The sequence below is a fragment of the Arthrobacter sp. 131MFCol6.1 genome, assembly GCF_000374925.1.
Classification (GTDB): domain Bacteria; phylum Actinomycetota; class Actinomycetes; order Actinomycetales; family Micrococcaceae; genus Arthrobacter.
Genome location: NZ_KB895559.1, coordinates 1 through 21569 on the forward strand (window position 1 = coordinate 1; position 21569 = coordinate 21569).

The following is a 21569-nucleotide window of genomic DNA, read 5'->3' on the forward strand; positions in this document are numbered from 1 at the left end:
GATCAACATTCTTCTGTGCGACGCCGGCCACGGTCTGGCCTTGCGCCGGGGCCGCGTTGGCCGGGGCGATCGCGATGCTGGACAGAAGAACCGGCAAGCCCAGGGTCAGTGCCGCGGCCCTCCGGAGTCCCCCGCTTCGAAGGAAGCTCTTTCCTGGTGATGTCACGAGTGTTTGAACCTTTCGTAAAGGAACGGCCCGGTTGCAACACCGGGCCCAACGGACTGGCGGGAACTCACCGGGCGGGCGCCCGGCCCGCCCCCACGGATACCAGCCGATTCATACAGTACAGACTGAGAGCGAGATATGACATAGACCACAAGGGGGTATTTAAAATTTGTCACGCAATGCGACACGACGCGACGGCGACGTCGCTGAACTGCGTCAATTGGAAGTTCCGGCCGCGTGCGGCCGCACCCCGGCGGTACCTCGGCGCGCAGGGAACCGGCCCGTCATGGTCCCGGGGCCTGCCGCCGGTCCGCTCGTGACCCTCTCGTGGCCCGCTCGTGACCCGCTCGTGACCCGCTGGCCTATTTTCGGGGAGTCCGGACCACGTCGCTGATCCATGCGCGGGTCTTCTCATCCAGGGGCCCGGCCACCTTGGTCGCCTTCGCCGCACGGTCGGCCTTGATCTTCTGCAGGACCATCCGGCCCAGCCCGGCGAACACTGCGACGGCCACAACAGACAACACCACGGATTTCGGATTCTCAGCCATGCGCACATCCTACTGACCCGCGGCAGCCCCGACCATAGGGCGCAGCCGGCCCCCGCGACGCCGTTTCTCCAGCTCAAGACCCTGCCACGGAGGCTGCGTTCACACTCCCAGCCCGAATACGGCCGGACGCTCCGGGGCCGGTAGAATGGGCATGCAAGCTCGCGGAGCGCCCTTTCACGCTGTATTCACCAGGTAGTCCTCAACACACAGCGGATCGGCGTGAGACGGCACCACTCCGCTGCGCCCTTACCCAACGCTCACGCACAGGAGTTGCCGGATGCCCCGGATCGTTGTCGACGTCATGCCCAAGCCCGAGATTCTGGACCCGCAGGGGAAGGCCATCGTCGGTGCTCTGCCCCGGCTGGGCTTCACCGCATTCAGCTCTGTCCGCCAGGGCAAGCGCTTTGAACTCACGGTCGACGGCGAGGTGACCGAGGAGATCCTGGCCCAGGCCCGCGACGCCGCGGAGACCCTGCTGTCCAACCCGGTCATCGAGGACGTCGTCAACGTCGAGGTCGTTGAGGCCTGAAATGACTGAACTCCCCCTGATCGGCGAGGCCGTCGCCGTCGCCGCCAACGCTCCTGGTGCTCGCAAGCTCGCCGGTGCGAAGATCGGCGTCGTCACCTTCCCCGGCACCCTCGACGACCGCGACGCCGCCCGTGCGGTCCGTCTGGCCGGCGCCACCCCGGTGGAGCTCTGGCACGCCGGCACCACCCTGGGTGACGTTGACGCCGTCGTGATTCCCGGCGGGTTCTCGTACGGCGACTACCTCCGCGCCGGCGCGATCGCCCGCTTCGCGCCGCTGATGTCCAAGATCATCGACGCCGCCAATTCCGAGGCCAAGCTGCCCGTTTTGGGCATCTGCAACGGCTTCCAGATCCTGACCGAGTCGCACCTGCTGCCCGGTTCCATGATCAAGAACGACCACCTGAAGTTCATGTGCCGCGACCAGGTGCTGCGCGTGGAGAACAACACGACGGCCTGGACCGGGGACTATGCCGCCGGCCAGGAAATCACCGTGCCGCTGAAGAACCAGGACGGCCAGTACATCGCCGACGAGAAGACCCTGGATGCGCTTGAGGCCGAAGGCCGCGTGGTGTTCCGCTACGTCGGTTTCAACCCGAACGGCTCCCGCCGCGACATCGCCGGCATTTCCAACGCCGCCGGCAACGTGGTGGGCCTCATGCCGCACCCCGAGCACGCCGTGGAGGCCGGCTTCGGCCCCGAACTCGGCTCCGGCACCGAGGGCCTCGGGTTCTTCACCTCTGTCCTGAACAAGATCGTGGGAGACAACAAATGACGGAGACACCCGCAGTGGCGGCGCCCGCGGAGACCGCCCGGAAGTTCAACATCGACACCGTCGAGAACGCGGCCAAGACCCCGGACACCGAACTCCCCTGGGCCGAACTGGGCCTGAAGCAGAACGAGTTCGACGAGGTCGTGAAGGTCCTGGGCCGCCGCCCCACCGGCGCGGAACTCGCCATGTACTCGGTGATGTGGAGCGAACACTGCTCCTACAAGTCCTCGAAGAACCACCTGCGCCAGTTCGGCGACAAGGTGACCGAGGAAATGAAGAAGGACATGCTCGTGGGTATCGGCGAAAACGCCGGTGTCACCAACCTGGGCGACGGCTGGGCCGTGACGTTCAAGATCGAGTCCCACAACTCGCCGTCGTTCGTGGAGCCCTACCAGGGCGCCGCAACCGGCATCGGCGGCATTGTCCGCGACATCATCTCCATGGGCGCCCGCCCGGTCGCGGTGATGGATCCGCTGCGCTTCGGCGCCATTGACCACCCGGACACCGCCCGCGTCATGCACGGCGCCGTGGCAGGGATCGGCGGCTACGGCAACTCGCTGGGCCTGCCCAACATCGGCGGCGAGATGGTCTTCGACTCCGTCTACCAGGGCAACCCGCTGGTGAACGCGCTGGCCGTCGGCGTGATGCGCCACGAGGACATCCGCCTCGCCAACGCCTCCGGCAAGGGCAACAAGGTGGTGCTGTTCGGTGCCCGCACCGGCGGCGACGGCATCGGCGGCGCCTCCGTGCTGGCCTCGGAGTCCTTCGATGACACCAAGCCGTCCAAGCGCCCCGCGGTCCAGGTGGGCGACCCGTTCGCCGAGAAGGTCCTGATCGAGTGCTGCCTGGAGCTGTTCAAGGGATCCCTGGTCGAAGGCATCCAGGACCTCGGCGCCGCAGGCATCTCCTGCGCCACCTCCGAGCTCGCCTCCAACGGCGACGGCGGCATGGAAGTCGAACTGACCTCCGTGCTGCTCCGCGACCCCACCCTGACCCCTGGCGAAATCCTGATGTCCGAGTCGCAGGAACGCATGATGGCCGTGGTCACCCCGGAGAACATCGCCGCGTTCGAAGCGGTCATGGACAAGTGGGCGGTGGAGTACTCCTGGCTGGGCGAGGTGACCGATACCGGCCGCCTCATCATCACGTGGGAAGGCGAAGTCATTGTCGACGTCGACCCGCGCACCGTGGCCCACGACGGTCCGGTCTACGACCGCCCGTACGCCCGCCCCGAATGGCAGGACGCCGTCCAGGCCGATTCCTTCACCGGGTCCGTGCAGGACGCCGGACGCCCCTCCGCCCCCGCGGAGCTGGCCGCCGCCATCACCGAACTCGTCGCCTCGCCGAACATGTGCGACAAGTCCTGGATCACCAAGCAGTACGACCGCTACGTCGGCGGCAACACCGCCATGGCGTTCCCGGACGACGCCGGCGTGGTCCGGGTGGACGAGGAAACCGGCCTGGGCGTGGCCCTGGCCACCGACGCCAACGGCCGCTACACCTACCTGGACCCGTACCACGGCGCGCAGCTGGCCCTGGCCGAGGCCTACCGCAACGTCGCCACCTCCGGCGCCGTGCCGATGGCCGTCAGCGACTGCCTGAACTTCGGCTCCCCGGAGGACTCCGACGTCATGTGGCAGCTGGCCGAAGCCATCCGCGGCCTGTCCGACGCCTGCATGGTCCTCGGCATCCCGGTCACCGGCGGCAACGTCTCGCTGTACAACCAGACCGGGACCACCCCCATCCACCCCTCCCCCGTGGTGGCTGTGCTGGGCAAGTTCGACGACGTCGCCCGCCGCACGCCGTCGGGCTGGAAGGAAGACGGCCAGGCCATCTACCTGCTGGGCACGACGGCGGCTGAGCTGGACGGCTCGGAGTGGTCCAACATGCGCGGGCACCTGGGTGGCCTGCCGCCGAAGGTTGACCTCGACGCCGAGCGTGAACTCGGTCAGATCCTGATCAACGCCTCCCGCGACGGCATGGTGGATTCGGCCCACGACCTCTCCGAAGGCGGCCTTGCCGCGGCCCTCGTGGAGTCGTCCCTGCGCTACGGCGTGGGCGCCCGGATCGCCCTGCAGGACGTCCTGGACCGCGACGGCGTGGACCTGTTCACGGCGCTGTTCTCCGAAACCCAGGGCCGCGCCGTCGTCGCTGTGCCCCGCTCGGAGGAAATCCGCTTCACGGACATGTGCACCGCCCGCGGCTTCGAGCACGTCCGGATCGGTGTGGTGGACGCCGAAGGCGGCACGCTGGAGATCAACGGCGTCGAGACCATGAACCTCGACGCGCTCCGCGAAGCCCACGAGGCGACCCTGCCGAAGTACTTCGGCTAACGAGATCCATCGATTGCTCCGCAGCTGCCCTTTTGAACCCTCAAAACGGCAGTTGCGGAGCAATCGTTCGTTAACGGCCGGGCCGCCAGCCCGCCTGCAGGAGCGCGGCACGGACCTTGGCCGCGGCGGCCTTGGCATCATCGTGCATGTGCCGCTTGGAGATCCGGACCTCGGTCCAACCGAGGGCCGTGTACTTCTCCGAACGGGCGATATCCCGGACGATCTGGCCCTCCTCACCGTGGAGTTCGCCCTCGTACTCGACGCCGATTCTGTATTTCCGGTAGGACAGGTCGGGTTCGTGGTGCCGGGTTCCTGCATCGTCGATGATCGGCACGTTCAGCTCTGGTTCCGGAAGGCCGGCCCGGACTATGGCCAGCCTCAGCAAGGACTCCTGCGGCGAATCCGAGCCCACACGAATGAGGGCGATGGCTTCCTTCGCCTTGCGGAGCCCGCGTTTCCCCTTGTGGCGGTCGATCATCCGCTGCAGATCCTGCACGCTGCAGAGCGGCACATCCCTGCCGTCGAGCTCAGGCCGGGGCATCCGGACGCAGCTGTCGCCGGCCACGACGAGTTGGTCTACGGTCAGCATTTCGGCCAGATCCAGCCAGGTCCGCTCCGGGGTGGTGACGGGAATCCCGTCCAGCAGCGTGACCTCGTCGTCGTAGAGCTTCATGCGGTGGACGATTACGTGTGGCCGGTTGAGATGGGCCGCGCCCTCGGGCCTGATCACGTGGTACATCGGTGGTGCCTCCTTCTGCTGCCGCACGGGAAGCGAACCAAGCTCCGCCGCGGTGAGGTGCGACGCGGCGCATCGCTCATTGACCTCAATGAATGGCCGCACTCGCACGCACAGGGGAAGCCCCGGCGTCGGGCTTTGCACACGGATTCCCCGGCCCAGCGCGGCCAGGGACCGGTGGCGGAGCCTTTTCGGTGACACACCGGCCGCTGCCGCTTCGACGACGGTAAAGGGGCGTCGCCGGAAATCGTCCGGCAGCGGGCGCGCGGTCTTCATGGCTTCATCAGACCAGTTCGGCGCGTACGCCGCAGGAGTTATCCACAATGCCCATCGACTGCTCCATAAGTGCCGTTATGAGGCCTCAAAAGGGCCACTACGGAGCAATCGACGGGGGTTGGCGGAGCAATCCGCGGGGATCAGTCGTCGCTGCGGAGCTCCCGTTGCCGTGTGCTGAGGAGTTCGAGTTCGGGCCGGGCTGCCACGAAGCGTTCGACGGCGGTCAGCACCTCCACGACGTGTGCCCGGTCTGCTGCCACCAGGCCGGCGCCCAACTGCGTGCGCCGGTGCTGCTCATGGTCCCCGACCTCGGCCACGGAGACATCAAAGCGGCGCTTCAGCTCGGCCAGGAGCGGCCGCACCACGGAGCGCTTCTCCTTCAGGCTGTGAACGTCGCCCAGAAGGATGTCGAATTCAATCCAGCCGATCCACATGCCTGAATTTTCCCATCGATTGCTCCCCACCGGCCCCCTCGCCTCGCAAGCTCGGCAAGGGAACCCTGCCGGCGTGGGCCCAACGCCGTTTTGAGGCCTCAAAAGGGCGGTTACGGAGCAATCGACGGGGTGAGACGGGCGAGAAGGGTGAGGCGGGGTTAGATGGTGAGCTCGCCCATCCGGTCCCAGCCGTCGCCGTCGAGCTGCCGGCTGATGATCCGGGGCGTCTCGGCCAGCGCCTGCGGCATGTCCGCCATGGCCTGCTGGAAGTGGGCGCTGTTCACGTGGTCCCCGGCGGCGTCGTCCTTGAAGGCTTCTACGAGGACGAATTCATTCGGGTCCTCCACACTGCGGGACCAGTCGAACCACAGGTTGCCGGGCTCCTGGCGTGTGGCCTGGGTGAAACCGTCCACAAGTCCCAGCCAGCGCTCCGACCAGTCCGGCTTGACCTTGAATTTGACGACGATGAAGATCATTGGAAAGTGCCTTTCGGTGCGGCGGGACGGTGTTCCATTCTTGCAGGAAAGCTCAGCAGGCCTTGATGGCCTCTCGGGCCAGTTCCTGCTGCCGCGGGGTGCCGATCCGGTCGGCCCACTGTTCGGCGAGCTGGAACTCCACCATGGCCTCGGTGCAGCGGCCGGCCTCGTGCAGCGTCCAGCCGAGGTTGTTGTGCAGCGAGACCACCCACCGTTTGGTCCGCTCGTCGTGGACCGTGGAGGCATACTCCAGGGCGCTCCGGGTCCAGGTCTCGGCGTGGGCGGAGTCGGCGATGGCGAGCATGTGCAGCGCGTCCACGGCCAGGAATTCCTCGCCCAGGTGGTCTGCCAGTTCGGCCGCCTGCTCAAAGAGCGGCACGGCCATCTCGGGGTGGCCGCTGGAGTTGAGCACCCGGCCCCGTTCCAGCAGCACCCGCACGGCCACGGTGGGCTCGTCGGCGTCGACCGAATCCAACAGGGCGTCGGCTTCCTCGAAGCGGCCCTGCAGCCCGATGGCCCGCCCCAGCTGGGTGGTGAGTTCGGCGCGTTCGTCGGCGTCGTAGCTGTCATCCGCCGCCGCCGCCCGGAACCGGGCTTCGGACCCGGCGGGGTCCTCGAAGTTCCACAATTGGTCAAGGGTTTTCTGTTCCAGCATCCATCTGCTCCTGATCAGCTTTCACCTGCGGCCAGTTCGTGTGCACTCCCAATGTAGCGGGAAGTGACATGCCTTTGTGCCCGTCCCGTGAGGGCGGCGCCAGCCGCGTAGAACCAGTTGGAGGGCCGGCTGAAGGCCGTGATTTTCAGGAACACCCGCCCCGCGGCGTCGATCTCCACTTCGAAGGCCTCCTCCCCCCGCACGGGATGCCCGGGCAGCGTGCCGTACCCGAACCCCGCACGTTGCGGCCCGTCGCCGGGCACAGGCCGCCGCACCCACACCACCTCGCAGGGCGCGTTGATCCGGAAGGGTCCGACGCCGAATCCGCTCACCACGCGCGCGCCGGGCACGACGGCGTCGGAGTCAGTGCGGATGCGCAGCCCGGAGCGTTTCTGCAGCTGCCAGGAAAGAATCCCCTGCGCCAGCCTCCGGTACAGTGCCGGCCCGTCGCCGAGGTACGCCCGGGACACCAGGCAGGGAAAGCCTTCCGGGGCCTGGCCGTGCTCAGTGGAGCCAATGCCCGGATAGTTCAGCCCGCCCCGCGCGGTGCGGCCGGCACCGGGATCACCGCTCATGCGTCCTCGCCCCTGGCGAGTCCCGCCCAGCCCAGCTGTTCCCGCTGCTTCCGGCTGAACGAGGCGACCACCAGGTCATAGGAATCCTCCACCATGTCCCGGACCATGTCATCCGGCAGCGATCCGTCCAGCCGGACCCCGTTCCAGTGCGTTTTGTTCATGTGCCAGGCGCCGGTGATTTCCGGATGGACGGCCCGCAGCTGTTCGGCCAGGGCCGGCTCGCACTTGAGGCTTACGGACCAGTCGGCCGGGTCCATGGCGGACGCCGCGAACATCTTGGCGTCCTGCCGCGTGCCGCCGGCCGTCCCCGCCCGAACCTTGAAGACCGATGTCTCCGGGCCGAAGGGAAAGTCCTCAAACGCGCCGGGGAAGCTCAGGCAAATCTGTCGGAGGGTGGCAACGTCCATGGCACGAGCCTATCCGGCTGCGGCCCATCCGGCTGCGGGCTATCCGGCTGCGGCCTGCCCGGCGGCGGCCTGCCCGGCAGTGCGGGCGTCGCCGATGCTATGCAGCCCTTCGGGAGTGGTGCCGTTGACTTCGTAGTCGCCCACGGTGCGCGCCTTGAACACGGCGGGGTTGTGGGTGGCCACGGTCCGGGCGTTGCGCCAGTGCCGGTCCAGCGATTTCGACTTCGACGTGGCGGACGCTCCGGTCACGTCGAAGAGCTGCTGGGCCGCGGACTGGACAAGTTCGGGCACCAGCAGCTGCGCCTTTTCCACCGCGATCTCGCCGCGGACGTAGCGCTCCTCGGCGGTGAGGTCCAGGCCCTGGTCGGCACCGGCGTCGAGCTCCCGGGCGGCGGCCAACACCACGGACTCCGCCGCGAAGACCTTGGCCGAGAGCTGGCCCACGAGCTGCAGGATCAGCGGGTCGCTGCGGAACAGGTCGCCGGACCCGGTGTTGAACGTGCGCTTGCGGTCGCGCACGAGTGCCCTCGCGTCGGCCAGCGCCGCCCGGCCGATGCCCGCCAGGACGGCGAGCAGGACCAGCTGGAAGAAGGCCGGCTCGTGCGTGGTGGATTCCGAGCGCCGGATGATGTTGGCGTCCGGCACCACGGCGTCGCGGAAAATCGTGGTGCCGGTGCCGGTCAGCTGCTGGCCGAACCCGTCCCAGTCGTCGAGGATCTCAACCCCCGGCTGGGTGGTGCTGACCACGGCGTACTGCCGGCCCTCCACGCCCTCGGTGCTGGCCATGACGGCAATCCACTCGGCGAAGATGGTGCCCGTGGTGTAGTACTTTCTGCCGTTGAGCAGCCAGTCCCCGCCGTGGCGCGTCAGCTTGGTCCCGGTGGTGCCGAGGACATTTCCGGACTTCTCCGTGGCGGCGTTTCCAAAGATCTCCCCGGCCACCACCTTCGGGTACCAGCGGTTCCGGAAAGCCACGGATTCCAGCCCGACGGTTTCCACGAAGGCGAAGTGCGAGCGGTAGAGGTGGGCCACGGAGGAATCCGCCGCGGCGAGTTCGATGAGCAGCCGGAAGAAGGGCTCGAAGCCGATGCCGTCGCCGCCGTGTTCCGTGGGCACCCGCAGCCGGCCGAAGCCTTCCTCGTTCAGCCAGCGGACCTGTTCGAAGGGCAGGACCCGGTCCTGCTCGCGGGCCAGCGCGCCCTCCGCGATCCGGGCAAACACGGGCCGGAAACGCTGCGCCAGCGTCTCGTAGGCAGCTTCAGCCGAAGGTGCTGCGGCCGATGGCGCTGCGGGGGCTGTGGTCTCTGGTGCGTAGGACATGCGTTCCCTCGGTTGCTGGTGGCCGGACTAGAGCTTGGCGACGTCGGCGGCGGGATCCTGGTCCCAGGGGGTGGGCAGGATGCCCTTCTGGTAGCTGGCAAACCAGGCTTTGACCTCGGGGGACTGGAAGGCGGCCTTGAGGGCCGCGGCCTTCTCCGACCCGGCGAAATCCTTCCGCCCGGCAACCACGATCCGGAACGGGACCTGGTCCGCATCCGTTTCGAAGGCCAGCGCGTCGTCTTTGCTGTGCCCGGCGTCGGCGGCCATCCGGGCGACGAGGAAGCCGGCGTCGACGTCGGGAAGGGTCTTGGCGAGGGACTGCTGGTCCACTTCCACGAACTGCAGCTTCTTCGGGTTGGCGGTGATGTTCTTCTGCGAGGTGTGGATCACGGTTGCGTCGGACAGCTCCAGCAGGCCGGCATCGCGCAGCATGAACAGGGCCCGGCCGTTGTTCGCCGGGTCCACGGGGATGCCGATCTTGGCGCCGTCCGGGAGCTCGTCCAGGGACTTGTACTTGTCAGACCAGATGCCGCCCGGCGCGCTGTAGACGTAGAACAGGCCCACGTTCTCCAGGCCCTTGTCCTGGTTGAACTGCTTCAGGTAGGCGTTGTGCTGGAAGAAGTTGGCGTCGAATTCGCCGTTGGCCACGGCCAGGTTGGGCTGGATGATGTCCGTGACGTACGTGGGCTCCAGGGTCCAGCCCTGGGCCGCGAGCAGCTTCTGGGCCAGCTTGGTCGGTTCCTGGTACGGGGCGGACTCGGTGACGATGATCTTGATCGTCTTGCCGCCGCTGGCGCCGGCACCGCCGGGGTTGGTGAGGCCGCAGCCGGTCAGTGCCGCGGCGGACACTGCGCCGGCGCCGGCGAGGGCATACTTGAGGAAATTTCTACGCTGCATGGTCATGGTCCTTTGTGGTGGTTCGCGCTGAGCTATGACTGGGCGGTGACGGTGGCGGGCTGGTTTTCGGCCGCCGCGGAGAATTCGGTGAAGGCTCCCCGGAAGGCGGCGGCGGGGTGGCGGCCGTTGAGGCGCGGCCCGGCGCCGAAGAGCTTCTCGCGCAGGGTTCCCGGCGCGTAGCCGGTCTGGGCCAGGCCACGGCTGCGCAGTTCCGGCAGCACCCCGTCGATGAAGTCGGTGTAGGAGCCGGGGATGGTCTGGTTGATGATGTTGATGCCGTCGATTCCGGCGTCCTGCCACTGCTCGAGGCGGTCGGCTATCTGGTCCGGCGTTCCCACCACCCGGTTGGCCCGGCTGCGGTAGAGCGCAATGTCGCGGAGGGTGGGGTTGCCGCCGCGGACGGAGGCGCGGATGGCCGTGAGATGGCCCTGGCTGCCTTCGGTCGCCAGGTCACCGAGCGGGGTGTCCAGCGGCAGGCCGCCGAGGTCGACGCCGAATCCGCCGCCCACGTGGGCCAGCAGGGCCTCAATGTCCAGGCTGTCCTCGAGTTCGTCGGCCTTGCGGTTCGCCTCGGCTTCGGTGCCGCCCACCACGAAGTGCATGCCCTGCAGGAACTTCACGTCATCCGGGTGGCGGCCGGCGGCAACGGCCTGTTCCCGGACGGCCGCGGTGTACTTCGCGGCCACCTCGGTGCTCGGCGCGAGGGTGAAGGTGGCCTCGGCGTTGGCGGCGCAGAACTGCTGGCCGCGGCCGGAGCTCCCGGCCTGGAAAAGCACCGGGGTGCGTTGCGGCGACGGGGCCGCGAGGTGGGGCCCGTCGATTGAGTACCGGGGTCCGCGGTGGTAGATCTTGCTGACTTTCTCCGGGTCCGCGTGGACTCCGGTCTCCTTGTCCCGGAGCAGCGCATCGTCTGCCCAGGACCCTTCCCACAATTTGTAGGCTGCCTCGACGTATTCGTCCGCCCAGTCGTAGCGTTCGTCGTGCTTGGTCAGCTCGGTGGCGTTGAAGTTCCGGTGTGCGTTTTCCAGCACGCTGGTGACGATGTTCCAGGCCACACGGCCGCCGCTGATGTGGTCCAGCGTGGACATCTGCCGGGCGAACTGGAACGGGTGGCTCTGGATCACGGACGACGTCGCGGCCAGCCCGATCTCCCGCGTTCCGGTGGCGAGCGCGGACAGCAGGATGAGGGGGTCGTTGGAGGGCACCTGCAGGCCCTTCTTCAGCAGCGACGCCCAGCCGCCGTCGTAGTCGCCGTAGAGACCGACGACGTCGGCGAAGAAGATCGCGTCAAACTTGGCGTCCTCGAGCTGGCGGGCCAGGTCGACCCAGAGCTGGAGTTCGTTGAACCGGTGCTGCTGGGCTTCCGGGCGCCGCCACTGGCCGCCCATGATGTGGCTGGACGTGTTCATCACGAAGGCGCTGATCAGCAGGCGGGGGCGGGGTCCGTCGAAGCGGGTACTGGGTGTTGAAGTCATGGGGTGCTTTCCGCTGGGGAGGTGGGAAGAGGGTGCTGCGGGCGCTCAGAGGCGCTTGTCCAGGCGCCGGGCAACATAGGACCCGCCCAGCTGAACGATGGTGACCAGCAGGATCATCAGGACAATGGCGGTGATCATGAGCGGAGTTTCGTAGCGGTAGTAGCCGTACCGGATGGCGAAGTCGCCGATTCCGCCGCCGCCCACCAGGCCGGCCATCGCCGAGTAGGAGATGAAGCTGACGGTCATGATGGTGATGGAGCTGACGAGTCCGGGCTTCGCCTCCACAATCAGGACGTCCCGGACGATCTGGGACCGGCTGGCGCCCATGGACCGTGCCGCTTCGACCACTCCGCCGCCGAGCTGGCTCAGGTTCTGTTCCACAAAGCGGGCGAAATAGGGAATGGCATTGAGAGTCAGCGGGACAATGACGGCGGCCGTGCCGATGGTCGTGCCGACAATGAACCTGGTCACGGGAATGATCGCGATCAGCAGGATCAGGAACGGGAACGAGCGGAGCAGGTTGACCAGTCCGTCCAGGACGCGGTGCAGTTTTGGCCGGTGCTTGAGCCCGTTGGGACCGATGGTGTAGAGCAGGACACCCAGCGGTGTCCCGAGGAGCACCGCCAGCGGGATGGCCACCAGCAGCATGGTGAGGGTCTGGCCCATGGCGACGCCGATTTCGGGCAGGACTTCCAGGATGCGGTCAAACATTGATCAGGCCCTCCGATGCGGCTGTGGTGTGGGTGCCCCTCCCGGAGCGGTCCAGCTGGATCTCATCGGAGACCAGGTAGCGGCCGATCGACGTCGCCGGGTGGAAGCCGGGGCGCCGGAGTTCGGTGAGGTCGAACTGCTCCACCACCCGGCCCTCTTCCATGACCGCGACGTTGTCCGCGATGGCCTTGATGACGTTCATCTCGTGGGTGACCACCACGATCGTGATGCCGAATTCGGCGTTGACGTCGGCCAGGTACTGCAGGACCGATGACGTCGTCCGGGGATCGACAGCCGACGTCGGCTCGTCGCAGAGCAGCACCTTGGGACCGGTGGCGAGGGCGCGGGCGATCGCCACCCGCTGTTTCTGGCCCCCCGAGAGTTTGGCCGGATATGTCCCCGCCTTGTCGGCGAGGTCCACGATTTCCAGGGTTTCGGCGGCCCGCCGGCGGCGTTCTGCCTTCCCGACGCCGGCGAACTTCAGGGACAGCTCCACATTTTCCTGGGCCGTGAGGTTGTTGAGGAGATTGAAGTGCTGGAAAATCATGCCGATGTCGTGCCGCTTGGTCCGGAGCTCGGCGTCGGAGAGCGTCACCAGGTCCACGCCGTCCACCAGGACGCGTCCCGACGTGGGGCGCTCGAGGAGGTTGATGTTGCGCAGCAGCGTGGATTTGCCGGCGCCGGAGAACCCGATGATGCCCTGGATGGTGCCCCGCCTGATGTGCAGGCTGACGTCGTCGACGGCCGTGAAGGGGCCTGCGGCCGAAGCGAAGGACGTGCTGACATTCTGGATCTCGATCACCGGCCCCCACCTGCTCGGGGCCGCGGCGCTGCCGCTGTCTGCGTGTTCATGATTTCCTCCGGGCTCGCCCGAGGAAAGCCCTGGGTCCTGGCTTCCGGGCAGCGCTGAGCGAAGCCGCGGAGCCTAAGAACACAGTGGTTCTCCATCGGTCCTGGCGGTAGCACCGTCCTCAAAGAGGGGGTTGCTGCGGCGTCACAGAGCCAGATCTCTCAGCCGCTCGGGATGGTTACGAGTCCATCTCACACGGCAATGCGGCGGATACGGAAAAAGCCGGTCACATTTTGTAACCGACTCTTCCCAACCTGTTGATCGTCATTCCCGGGCCGTTAGATGCCCACGCGCCAGCCTTCGCGGGCCGGGCACGCGTCCACGACGACGTCCAGCCCGGCGGCCTTGGCGCGGTCCGCCGCGGCGTCGTCGAAGACGCCCAGCTGCAGCCAGACGGCCTTGGCGCCTACGGCGATGGCCTCGTCTATGACTGCCCCCACCCTGTGGGAGTTGACGAAGCAGTCCACGACGTCGATCGGGTGCTTCTCCGCCGGGATGTCCGCCAGGGAACGGTACCCCTTCTCCCCGTGGACGTCGTCGCCGGGAAGGTTGACCGGAATGATGGCCATGCCCATCCGGTCCCGGACATAGAGGGAGACTTCGTACGCCGAGCGCCATTCGTTGGTGCTGAGGCCGACCACCGCCCACGTGCCTTTGGTTCGCATGAGGCGGTCAATGACTGCCGGATCGTTAACATGGGCCATGCATCAACCTTACTCCTGCGGCCTTTCCGGACAATTGTCGAATAAATGAATGATTGTGACCCGATCGCAGGCCGGGTGAACGAATATTACAGCGCTCCCGGGCGTCGATTTTGTGGAATCCTGCATCTCGGCTCTAGTAGGTAATGACCATCCCGAGCGGCCGAGAGACCTGGATCGATGACGCCGCAGCAACCCCCGGTGACGTGAGACGACCATTCCCACGGAACTGTTCCGCCCTCCTTCGAGGAAATTCGAGGGAACCGGAGGGACCAAGGGTGCTACTGCCAGGACCGATGGAGTGCAGCAATGACCCCTGAGATTTATTCCGCCCTGCCCACCTTTGCCCGGACTTCGTCCGAGGCATTCCCACAAACCACTTCGGACGCGACGGCGAACGAAGCAGGGCCGCGTGACGCGCCCGGCTCCTCTCGCGGCTCTTCGGGATGGTCCCTGAACGAGCCCACGGACGACGCAGTGCACGGCGTCCCCACCGACGGGCCGGCGCGTCACCGCAGCACCACCCCCGGAAACCACCTTCCCCGGCACGGCGCCGCCGCGACGGCGGGCACTGCCCAGGCAGAGACGGTTGCGTTCTGGGAAACCCAGGCTCTCCGCCTCGACTGGGCCGACGTGCCCGGCGGCGCAACGGAGCGCGCCAAGCCCTGGCACACCGCGCACCGCCGGGTCCCGGCCGACGTCGAGGCCGGCGTCGGACCGCAGATCACCTGGTTCGAAGGGGGCAGACTCAATGTCGCCTACAACTGCGTCGACCGCCACGTAGCGGCGGGGCGCGGGGACAAGGTGGCCCTGCACTTCGAGGGCGAGCCCGGTGACCGCCGTGCCGTCACCTACGCCGACCTCCAGCGCGAGGTCTCCAAAGCCGCCAACGCCCTCCTGGACCTGGGCATCACTAAGGGCGACCGGGTGGTCATCTACCTCCCCGTCATCCCCGAAACCGTCATCATCACCCTCGCCGTGGCCCGCATCGGCGCCATCCATTCCCTGGTCTTCGGCGGGTTCTCCGCGGAGGCCCTGAAGTTCCGGGTCGAGGACACCGGCGCCAAGCTCCTGGTCACCACCGACGGCCAGTTCCGCCGCGGCACCGCCGTGCCGGTCAAGGACAACGCGAACGCCGCCGTCTCCGGCGACAACGCCATCGAACACGTCCTGGTGGTCAACCGGACCACTCCCGCGGGCCAGCTGGACACCGTCCCGATGACCGCGGGCCGCGATGTGTGGTGGCACGACGCCGTCGGGTCCGCCTCCGAGACTCACGAGGCCGAGGCGTTCGACGCCGAGACGCCGCTGTTCATCATGTACACCTCCGGCACCACCGGCAAGCCCAAGGGCCTGGTCCACACCTCCGGCGGCTACCTCACGCAGGCGTCCTGGAGCTTCGAGCACCTGTTCAGCAACCCGGACCCGGCGCTGCGGGAGAAGGACGTGCACTGGTGCACGGCCGACCTCGCCTGGGTCACCGCGCACACCTACGAGCTCTACGGCCCGCTCTCCAACGGCGCCACGCAGGTCATCTTCGAGGGCACCCCCAACGCCCCGCACCCTGGCCGGCACTTCGAGATCATCGAACGCTACGCGGTCACGCAGTACTACACCGCGCCCACCCTGGTCCGCTCCCTCATGGGCTGGTTCCCGGACGGCGTCCCGGACACGTACGACCTCTCCTCCATCCGTCTGCTCGGCACGGTGGGCGAGGCCATCAACCCCGAGGCCTGGCGCTGGTTCCGGGCCAACATCGGCGCCGGCACCGCCCCGGTGGTGGACACCTGGTGGCAGTCCGAAACCGGCGCCACCATCCTCTCCCCCGCGCCGACGGACCCCGGGTTCAAACCCGGCTGCGCGGCCCGCCCGCTGCCCGGCGTCAGCACACGGATCGTGGACGACGCCGGCAACACGGTGCCGCCGGGCGTTCAGGGTTTCATCGTGGTGGACTCCCCCGGCCCCGCGATCGCCCGGACGGTCTGGGGCAACCCGCGCCGGTACTTCGACTCGTACTGGCGCCAATACGCCGAGCAGGGCTGGTTCCTCGCCGGTGACGGCGCCAAGTATGACGACGACGGCGACATCTGGATCCTCGGGCGGGTGGATGACACCCTCAACGTCTCCGGACACCTGCTCTCCACCATCGAGGTCGAATCGGCGCTCGTCGCCCACCCGGACGTGGTGGAGGCCGGCGTCTGCCCGGTCGCGGACCCAAAGACCGGCCACGCGATCGTCGCGTTCGTGGTGCTGAAGGATTCGGCGGCCACCCCCGACATCCAGGGTGTCCTGAAGGCGCACGTCGCGCAGCAGATCGGGCCGATCGCGAAGCCGCGGGAGGTCGTCGTCGTTCCCGATGTACCGAAGACCCGCAGCGGCAAGATCATGCGCCGGCTGCTGACCCAGCTGTTCGAAGGCACAACGCTCGGTGACACCACCTCGCTGCAGAACGAACCATCCATCGCGGGCATCCAGGATGTGCTGCGCGACCGCGCCGCGGAATTCCTGGCAACAGCAAGCCCCACCCGGAAGTAAAGGAACACCCATGACTGAGATCAGCAACGTCGCCCGTCTTTCCGAACCGCTCAAGTTCGCCTACTGGGTCCCCAACGTCTCCGGCGGCCTGGTGGTGTCCACCATCGAGCAGCGCACCGGCTGGGACTTCGAGTACAACAAGAAGCTGGCCAGGATCGCGGAAAACTCCGGCTTCGAATACGCCCTGACCCAGACCCGGTACGCCGCCTCCTACGGCGCGGACAAGCAGCACGAGGCCACCTCGTTCAGCCTGGCGCTGCTGGCCGCCACCGAGCGCCTCAAGGTGATCTCCGCCGTCCATCCAGGCATGTGGCACCCCGGCGTGCTGGCGAAGTACATCATCACCGCGGACCACATCTCCAACGGCCGCGCCGCCGTGAACATCGTCTCCGGCTGGCTCAAGGATGAATTCACCAACTTCGGCCTCGAATGGCTCGAACACGACGAGCGCTACGTCCGCACCGAGGAGTTCATCAAGGTCCTCCGCGGGCTCTGGACCGAGCAGGACTACAGCCAGTCCGGCAAGTACTACAACATCACCGACTTCACCCTGAACCCGGCACCGGTGGACGTGCCGGGCCGGGCGCACCCGGAGATCTTCTTCGGCGGCAACTCCACGGCCGCGCAGGCCACCGCCGGCCGGGTGGCTGACTGGTACTTCTCCAACGGCAAGGACCTCGAGGGGTTCAAGGAGAACATCGCCGGCGTCGTCGCCGCCGCCGGCGACAGCGGGCGCGGGGCCGGGGGCGCCCTGCCCACACTCCCCTCTCCCAGGTTTGGCCTCAACGGCTTCGTGATCGCCCGGGATTCCGAGAAGGAAGCCCGCGACACCCTCCGCGAGATCGTCGAGAAGGCGCACAAGCCCGCCGTGGAGGGGTTCCGCGCCGCCGTCCAGGAAGCCGGGGCGTCCACCAAGGACGGCAAGGGCATGTGGGCCGACTCGAGCTTCGAGGACCTGGTCCAGTACAACGACGGCTTCAAGACCCAGCTGATCGGCACCCCGGAGCAGATCGCCGAGCGGATCGTGGAGTACAAGAAGATCGGCGTGAACCTGTTCCTGACCGGTTACCTGCACTTCCAGGAGGAAGTCGCCGCGTTCGGCCAGGAAGTCCTGCCGATTGTCCGCGAACTCGAGGCCGACCTCGCTCGGAAGAACGGCGTCGAGCTGGACCTGTCCCGGACCCCGGCGGCAACCGGCACTACCAGCAAGCTGGTGAACGCGTAATGGCTGACCGCAAGTACGGTTTCCGCACCCGCGCGCTGCACGCCGGCGGCACCCCGGACGCCGAGCACGGCGCCCGGGCGGTGCCGATCTACCAGACCACCTCCTTCGTGTTCAAGGACACCCAGGACGCCGCGAACCTCTTCGCGCTGCAGAAATACGGCAACATCTATTCCCGGATCGGCAACCCGACGGTGGCCGCGTTCGAGGAGCGCATCGCGTCCCTGGAGGGCGGCATCGGCGCGGTGGCGACGTCCTCGGGGATGGCGGCGGAGTTCATCACTTTCGCCGCGCTGACCCAGGCCGGGGACCACATCGTGGCCGCCTCCCAGCTCTACGGCGGCACGGTGACCCAGCTGGACGTCACCCTGCGCCGCTTTGGCGTGGACACCACGTTCGTCCCCGGCACCGATCCGGCGGACTACGCCGCCGCGGTCCGGGAGAACACCAAGGCGATCTTCGTGGAGGTGGTGGCCAACCCGTCCTCGGAGGTCCAGGACCTTGCGGCCCTCGCGAAGGTGGCGCACGACGCCGGCGTCCCGCTCGTCGTCGACGCCACCTTGAGCACGCCCTACCTCGTGCGGCCGATCGAGCACGGGGCGGACATCGTGATCCACTCCGCCACCAAGTTCCTCGGCGGCCACGGCACCACCCTGGGCGGCGTGATCGTCGAAAGCGGCCGCTTCGATTGGGGCAACGGCAATTTCCCGACCATGACCGAGCCCGTGGCCTCCTACGGAGACGTGTCCTGGTGGGGCAACTTCGGCGAGTACGGGTTCCTCACCAAGCTGCGCTGTGAACAGTTGCGCGACATCGGCCCGGCGCTGTCCCCACAGTCGGCGTTCCAGCTGCTGCAGGGCGTGGAGACGCTCCCCCAGCGCCTCGACGAGCACCTGAAGAACGCCCAGGCCGTGGCCGAATGGCTGGAAGCGGACGAGCGCGTGGCCTACGTGAACTTCTCCGGCCTGCCCTCGCACCCGCACTTCGAGCGGGCGAAGAAGTACCTGCCGCTGGGTCCGGGCTCGGTGTTCTCCTTCGGCGTCAAGGGCGGCCGGGCCGCGGGCCAGAAGTTCATCGAGTCCCTGCAGCTGGCCTCGCACCTGGCCAATGTGGGCGACTCCCGGACCCTGGTCATCCACCCCGGGTCCACCACGCACCAGCAACTGAGCCCCGAACAGCTCGAGTCAGCAGGTGTCCCCGAGGACCTGGTCCGCATCTCCGTGGGCCTCGAGGACATCGAGGACATCCTCTGGGACCTGGACCAGGCGCTGGACGCCGCTTCGGAGGCAGCAGCCCCGGATGCATCTGAGGCTGAAGCCTGCACGATCGGAGCGAACTGATGAGCGTTGAAGAACGGACCTGGACCGGACCGTCGGCGCCGGAGCGCCTGAACCTGCTGCGGCAGGCGAAGTCGATCGCGATTGTGGGCGCCTCGGACAAGCCGTCGCGGGCGAGCTATTTCGTGGCCACCTATCTGCAGTCCTCCACCCGGTACAAGGTCTATTTCGTGAACCCGGTGGTGAAGGAAATCCTGGGTCAGCCGACGTATGCGTCGCTCGCGGACCTGCCGGAGAGCCCGGACATTGTGGACGTGTTCCGCAAGCACGGTGATTTGCCGGGAGTCCTGGACGAGGCCATCGCCGCCGGCGCCAAGACTCTCTGGCTGCAACTGGGTTCCTGGCATGAGGACGTTGCCAAGGAGGCCGAGGCCGCCGGGCTCGACGTCGTGATGGACCGCTGCGTGAAGATTGAGCATGCCCGCTTCCACGGCGGCCTGCACCTGGCCGGGTTCGACACCGGCGTCATCTCTTCCAAGCGGCAGGTCCTGGCCTAAGTCCAACCAGCCTGCGCCAACCCACCCGTTGCGCTATCACTTACGGTCGTTCTCAGCGCTCATGACCGCCCTAGGTGATAGCGCAACCGGGTTAACAAAGGGGTTTATGAGCGGCCTATGGCTGGCCGGGGGCCTTGGTCGGAACGACGCCGGGCAGGGTTGGCGTGATGTGGCCCGGAACGCGCGGCAGGTCCTTGCCTGGGTTTCCGCCGCCGCCCGGAAGGCCGGGTGATGCGGGCAGTCCCGGCGCCCCGGGCCGCTGGCCGGGGGTCGGCAGGATGCCGTCGCGGCCGACGGCGGGCGGCGTGGCGGGCGGCTTGTGTCCGGCCGCCGGGGAGCCCGGAGTGCTCGAGGTGCTGCGCGCCGATGCTCCGGACGGGGCGGCGCCGGGCGTGCCGGGACCCGGCGTGGCGCCGGGCACGGGAAGGGCGGGGATGGTGGACGGCGAGGGCTGGACATGCTCCGGGGCCGGGGCGCCGTGGCCCGGGGGCTGGAAGATGACCCCGACGGTGTGGCTGACGCTGTGCCGGAAGTCCTCGCTGGATGCCGCCACGGCGCCGGCACCAAGGGTCATGGCACCCACGACGGCGCCGCCGACGATGGCCAGCCGACGCTTCCGGCCGCGGCGCTCGGCGAGGCTGGTGACCCCGGCTGGCAGCGGTGGATCGGCGTCATTCTTCGCGGACGCGACCGTGGGCAGCGCCGTCGTCGTGGCTGAGTCAGGGGCGGCTGGACCGGCTGCTCCGGCCGTTCCGGCGGCGAGCAGGGCCGCGAGGTCGGCGCGGGGTGCGGGTGCCGCATCCGGGACCACGGCGCGGAGCTGTTCCAGCGCGCTCCGAAGCTCGGCCGCGGATTCGAGGCCGGAGTCGCCCAGCATCGCCTGGATGGTGTCATCCTGCTGGGGGTCGCGGGTGCCGGTCATGATGCTGCGTGGTCCTTTTCGGTTACGAGTTCGCGCAGGGCACTGAGCCCGCGGCGCTGAAGCTGCTTGATGGCACCCGGCGTCTTGTCCATGATGCCGGCCACCTGTTCGATGGAAAGGTCCGCGACGATCCGCAGGACCAGAACCTCGCGCTGCTCCTCATTGAGCCTCGCGAGGGTGTCCGAGATACCGCCCAGGGATCCGAGCGCCTCGTCCTCGGCCGATGCCGAGTACCGCGCGTCGTTCAGGGGATCGTATTCGGCCAGGTGCGGCGTGCGTTCTGCCCGCCGCCTGTAGTCGACCAGCCGGGCGTGGGCGACGGAGAAAATGAACGTCCGCAAACCCGTGTGGCCGCCGCGGACGCCGGCCAGTTTCGGCAGCACGTCCACGAACACGTCCTGGGTGAGGGCCTCGGCGTCGTCCACGCCCCGGGCCCGGAAGTAGCCCAGCACGGCCGGGGAAATGACCGCGTACACCGCGCTGAAACCAGAAGGGTCACCAGCTAAAGCGGCTGACAATTCGTCGTCGCTTAGCTGCTGTGCCAAGAGGCTGTCCTTCCGTTACTGCTGGGGTGCGGCCCCCCGCAATTCTAGCGGCCGCACCCCCGAGCCCTTCAAAGTGAGGGCTCCCTCCTTGCTGTCAGACCCGTGCCGGGTCCAGGCAATACAGCCGGATATTACTTGTCGTGCTGGGGCAGCTCGACGGACGGCTGGGCCGGAACGGCCGGCGTTGCCGGAGTTGCCGGAACACCGTTGGCGCCGGGAACCGCGGGGACGGCTGGGGTTGCCGGAACTGCGGCGTTCACGTTGGCGTTGGCGTGCGCCTCGCCCGCGGCACCCTTGACACTGGCGCCGCCCTTGACGGTGGCACCCTCCTTTGAGCCGACGGAGCCTTCGCCGGCACCCTCGGTGCCGTCAACGTCGGCGTCGGCGTCGCTGTGGCCCTTGGCGGAGCCGTCAGTCGACGGTGCCGCCGGAACTGCCGGAACGGCGGGGGCGGCGGGCTTCGCCGGGAGCGTCGGAGTGGCCGGAACCGCCGGGACAGCCGGCGTGGCGGGCGTAGCGTGGTTCACGTCGGACTGCTGGGTGCTGGAGACCTGGGCCGCGTTGGCCAGTCCGATGCCGGAGAAACCTCCGACTGCCAGGATGGCGGCGCCGACAGCAATCTTGGTGGTCTTGCTAACACTCTTCATAACAGC

General features: G+C 67.8%; 23 protein-coding genes and 1 riboswitch. Of the genes, 7 read left to right on the forward strand and 16 right to left on the reverse strand.

Going from position 1 to position 21569, the window contains the following annotated elements; all coding sequences use genetic code 11:
- Nucleotides 1-528 precede the first annotated feature (528 nt).
- Nucleotides 529-714 (reverse strand): hypothetical protein, encoded by a 186-nt coding sequence (locus C566_RS0119885; RefSeq protein ID WP_018776109.1) that lies wholly within the window; start codon nucleotides 712-714, stop codon nucleotides 529-531.
- 277 nt (nucleotides 715-991) lie between these two features.
- Between C566_RS0119885 and purS the strand changes: the two genes are divergently transcribed.
- Genes purS through purL form a run of 3 tightly spaced genes read left to right on the forward strand, consistent with a single transcriptional unit; the run spans nucleotide 992 to nucleotide 4345 of the window.
- A complete protein-coding gene (purS, locus tag C566_RS0119890) occupies nucleotides 992-1243 on the forward strand; it encodes a phosphoribosylformylglycinamidine synthase subunit PurS (protein ID WP_018776110.1) in 252 nt (83 codons plus the stop codon).
- Nucleotide 1244: 1 nt separating this feature from the next.
- Nucleotides 1245-2015, forward strand: a complete 771-nt coding sequence (gene purQ / locus C566_RS0119895; protein WP_018776111.1) for a phosphoribosylformylglycinamidine synthase subunit PurQ — start codon at nucleotides 1245-1247, stop codon at nucleotides 2013-2015.
- Nucleotides 2012-4345, forward strand: a complete 2334-nt coding sequence (purL, locus tag C566_RS21865; RefSeq protein WP_043467557.1) for a phosphoribosylformylglycinamidine synthase subunit PurL — start codon at nucleotides 2012-2014, stop codon at nucleotides 4343-4345. The genes purQ and purL overlap by 4 nt, the downstream gene beginning before the upstream one ends.
- Nucleotides 4346-4415: 70 nt before the next feature.
- Here purL and C566_RS0119905 read toward each other — a convergent pair whose 3' ends face one another.
- From C566_RS0119905 to C566_RS0119960, 12 genes are all read right to left on the reverse strand, one after another.
- Nucleotides 4416-5357, reverse strand: a complete 942-nt coding sequence (locus C566_RS0119905; protein ID WP_043467559.1) for a hypothetical protein — start codon at nucleotides 5355-5357, stop codon at nucleotides 4416-4418.
- A 140-nt stretch (nucleotides 5358-5497) separates the two neighbouring features.
- A complete protein-coding gene (locus C566_RS0119910; protein WP_018776114.1) occupies nucleotides 5498-5791 on the reverse strand; it encodes a DUF503 domain-containing protein in 294 nt (97 codons plus the stop codon).
- Between the two features lie 158 nt (nucleotides 5792-5949).
- Nucleotides 5950-6267 carry a putative quinol monooxygenase gene (locus C566_RS0119915; protein WP_018776115.1) on the reverse strand — a complete coding sequence of 106 codons (318 nt, stop codon included), beginning with the start codon at nucleotides 6265-6267 and terminating at the stop codon, nucleotides 5950-5952.
- A gap of 52 nt (nucleotides 6268-6319) precedes the next feature.
- Nucleotides 6320-6922 carry a hypothetical protein gene (locus tag C566_RS0119920; protein WP_018776116.1) on the reverse strand — a complete coding sequence of 201 codons (603 nt, stop codon included), beginning with the start codon at nucleotides 6920-6922 and terminating at the stop codon, nucleotides 6320-6322.
- A 14-nt stretch (nucleotides 6923-6936) separates the two neighbouring features.
- Nucleotides 6937-7497, reverse strand: a complete 561-nt coding sequence (locus C566_RS0119925; RefSeq protein ID WP_018776117.1) for a DUF1990 family protein — start codon at nucleotides 7495-7497, stop codon at nucleotides 6937-6939.
- Nucleotides 7494-7904, reverse strand: coding sequence for an MmcQ/YjbR family DNA-binding protein (locus C566_RS0119930; RefSeq protein ID WP_018776118.1), 411 nt, complete (start codon nucleotides 7902-7904; stop codon nucleotides 7494-7496). The genes C566_RS0119925 and C566_RS0119930 overlap by 4 nt, the downstream gene beginning before the upstream one ends.
- A gap of 39 nt (nucleotides 7905-7943) precedes the next feature.
- Nucleotides 7944-9224: an acyl-CoA dehydrogenase family protein gene (locus tag C566_RS0119935; RefSeq protein WP_018776119.1), complete on the reverse strand. Its 1281-nt coding sequence runs from the start codon at nucleotides 9222-9224 to the stop codon at nucleotides 7944-7946.
- Between the two features lie 27 nt (nucleotides 9225-9251).
- The gene (locus C566_RS21870; RefSeq protein WP_026539330.1) at nucleotides 9252-10121 is read right to left on the reverse strand and encodes a MetQ/NlpA family ABC transporter substrate-binding protein; all 870 of its coding nucleotides are present in this window, start codon (nucleotides 10119-10121) and stop codon (nucleotides 9252-9254) included.
- 32 nt (nucleotides 10122-10153) lie between these two features.
- Complete coding sequence (locus C566_RS0119945; RefSeq protein WP_018776121.1) at nucleotides 10154-11596, reverse strand: LLM class flavin-dependent oxidoreductase; 1443 nt, start codon at nucleotides 11594-11596, stop codon at nucleotides 10154-10156.
- A gap of 45 nt (nucleotides 11597-11641) precedes the next feature.
- Nucleotides 11642-12307, reverse strand: a complete 666-nt coding sequence (locus C566_RS0119950; RefSeq protein WP_018776122.1) for a methionine ABC transporter permease — start codon at nucleotides 12305-12307, stop codon at nucleotides 11642-11644.
- Nucleotides 12300-13109 (reverse strand): methionine ABC transporter ATP-binding protein, encoded by an 810-nt coding sequence (locus C566_RS0119955; protein WP_018776123.1) that lies wholly within the window; start codon nucleotides 13107-13109, stop codon nucleotides 12300-12302. Before C566_RS0119955 ends, C566_RS0119950 begins: the two co-directional genes overlap by 8 nt.
- Before the next feature lie 139 nt (nucleotides 13110-13248).
- Nucleotides 13249-13338, reverse strand: a riboswitch (SAM riboswitch).
- Nucleotides 13339-13435: 97 nt separating this feature from the next.
- Nucleotides 13436-13861, reverse strand: coding sequence for a CoA-binding protein (locus C566_RS0119960; RefSeq protein ID WP_018776124.1), 426 nt, complete (start codon nucleotides 13859-13861; stop codon nucleotides 13436-13438).
- 306 nt (nucleotides 13862-14167) lie between these two features.
- Here C566_RS0119960 and acs point away from each other — a divergent pair, with 306 nt between their 5' ends.
- From acs to C566_RS0119980, 4 genes are read left to right on the forward strand one after another with little or no spacing between them, the layout of a single operon-like run.
- Nucleotides 14168-16393, forward strand: a complete 2226-nt coding sequence (gene acs / locus C566_RS21875; protein WP_018776125.1) for an acetate--CoA ligase — start codon at nucleotides 14168-14170, stop codon at nucleotides 16391-16393.
- A 10-nt stretch (nucleotides 16394-16403) separates the two neighbouring features.
- Nucleotides 16404-17618, forward strand: a complete 1215-nt coding sequence (gene sfnG, locus C566_RS0119970; protein ID WP_018776126.1) for a dimethylsulfone monooxygenase SfnG — start codon at nucleotides 16404-16406, stop codon at nucleotides 17616-17618.
- On the forward strand, nucleotides 17618-18955 hold the full coding sequence (locus tag C566_RS0119975; protein WP_018776127.1) for an O-acetylhomoserine aminocarboxypropyltransferase/cysteine synthase family protein: 1338 nt from the start codon (nucleotides 17618-17620) through the stop codon (nucleotides 18953-18955). Before sfnG ends, C566_RS0119975 begins: the two co-directional genes overlap by 1 nt.
- The gene (locus C566_RS0119980) at nucleotides 18955-19449 is read left to right on the forward strand and encodes a CoA-binding protein (protein WP_018776128.1); all 495 of its coding nucleotides are present in this window, start codon (nucleotides 18955-18957) and stop codon (nucleotides 19447-19449) included. The genes C566_RS0119975 and C566_RS0119980 overlap by 1 nt, the downstream gene beginning before the upstream one ends.
- Nucleotides 19450-19564: 115 nt before the next feature.
- On the opposite strand, the gene C566_RS22210 is transcribed toward C566_RS0119980, so the two are convergent.
- The 3 genes from C566_RS22210 to C566_RS0119995 all read right to left on the reverse strand — a co-directional run bounded on the left by C566_RS22210 (nucleotide 19565) and on the right by C566_RS0119995 (nucleotide 21563).
- The gene (locus C566_RS22210) at nucleotides 19565-20371 is read right to left on the reverse strand and encodes a hypothetical protein (RefSeq protein WP_018776129.1); all 807 of its coding nucleotides are present in this window, start codon (nucleotides 20369-20371) and stop codon (nucleotides 19565-19567) included.
- Nucleotides 20368-20916, reverse strand: coding sequence for an RNA polymerase sigma factor (locus C566_RS0119990; RefSeq protein WP_026266889.1), 549 nt, complete (start codon nucleotides 20914-20916; stop codon nucleotides 20368-20370). Before C566_RS0119990 ends, C566_RS22210 begins: the two co-directional genes overlap by 4 nt.
- A gap of 131 nt (nucleotides 20917-21047) precedes the next feature.
- Nucleotides 21048-21563 (reverse strand): hypothetical protein, encoded by a 516-nt coding sequence (locus C566_RS0119995; protein WP_026266890.1) that lies wholly within the window; start codon nucleotides 21561-21563, stop codon nucleotides 21048-21050.
- Between the last annotated feature and the right edge of the window lie 6 nt (nucleotides 21564-21569).

Coding starts and splice junctions, on each gene's coding strand:
- C566_RS0119885 (WP_018776109.1), bottom strand. CDS start 714: ATGGCTGAGAATCCGAAATCCGTGGTGTTGTCTGTTGTGGCCGTCGCA.
- purS (WP_018776110.1), top strand. CDS start 992: ATGCCCCGGATCGTTGTCGACGTCATGCCCAAGCCCGAGATTCTGGAC.
- purQ (WP_018776111.1), top strand. CDS start 1,245: ATGACTGAACTCCCCCTGATCGGCGAGGCCGTCGCCGTCGCCGCCAAC.
- purL (WP_043467557.1), top strand. CDS start 2,012: ATGACGGAGACACCCGCAGTGGCGGCGCCCGCGGAGACCGCCCGGAAG.
- C566_RS0119905 (WP_043467559.1), bottom strand. CDS start 5,357: ATGAAGACCGCGCGCCCGCTGCCGGACGATTTCCGGCGACGCCCCTTT.
- C566_RS0119910 (WP_018776114.1), bottom strand. CDS start 5,791: ATGTGGATCGGCTGGATTGAATTCGACATCCTTCTGGGCGACGTTCAC.
- C566_RS0119915 (WP_018776115.1), bottom strand. CDS start 6,267: ATGATCTTCATCGTCGTCAAATTCAAGGTCAAGCCGGACTGGTCGGAG.
- C566_RS0119920 (WP_018776116.1), bottom strand. CDS start 6,922: ATGCTGGAACAGAAAACCCTTGACCAATTGTGGAACTTCGAGGACCCC.
- C566_RS0119925 (WP_018776117.1), bottom strand. CDS start 7,497: ATGAGCGGTGATCCCGGTGCCGGCCGCACCGCGCGGGGCGGGCTGAAC.
- C566_RS0119930 (WP_018776118.1), bottom strand. CDS start 7,904: ATGGACGTTGCCACCCTCCGACAGATTTGCCTGAGCTTCCCCGGCGCG.
- C566_RS0119935 (WP_018776119.1), bottom strand. CDS start 9,224: ATGTCCTACGCACCAGAGACCACAGCCCCCGCAGCGCCATCGGCCGCA.
- C566_RS21870 (WP_026539330.1), bottom strand. CDS start 10,121: ATGCAGCGTAGAAATTTCCTCAAGTATGCCCTCGCCGGCGCCGGCGCA.
- C566_RS0119945 (WP_018776121.1), bottom strand. CDS start 11,596: ATGACTTCAACACCCAGTACCCGCTTCGACGGACCCCGCCCCCGCCTG.
- C566_RS0119950 (WP_018776122.1), bottom strand. CDS start 12,307: ATGTTTGACCGCATCCTGGAAGTCCTGCCCGAAATCGGCGTCGCCATG.
- C566_RS0119960 (WP_018776124.1), bottom strand. CDS start 13,861: ATGGCCCATGTTAACGATCCGGCAGTCATTGACCGCCTCATGCGAACC.
- acs (WP_018776125.1), top strand. CDS start 14,168: ATGACCCCTGAGATTTATTCCGCCCTGCCCACCTTTGCCCGGACTTCG.
- sfnG (WP_018776126.1), top strand. CDS start 16,404: ATGACTGAGATCAGCAACGTCGCCCGTCTTTCCGAACCGCTCAAGTTC.
- C566_RS0119975 (WP_018776127.1), top strand. CDS start 17,618: ATGGCTGACCGCAAGTACGGTTTCCGCACCCGCGCGCTGCACGCCGGC.
- C566_RS0119980 (WP_018776128.1), top strand. CDS start 18,955: ATGAGCGTTGAAGAACGGACCTGGACCGGACCGTCGGCGCCGGAGCGC.
- C566_RS22210 (WP_018776129.1), bottom strand. CDS start 20,371: ATGACCGGCACCCGCGACCCCCAGCAGGATGACACCATCCAGGCGATG.
- C566_RS0119995 (WP_026266890.1), bottom strand. CDS start 21,563: ATGAAGAGTGTTAGCAAGACCACCAAGATTGCTGTCGGCGCCGCCATC.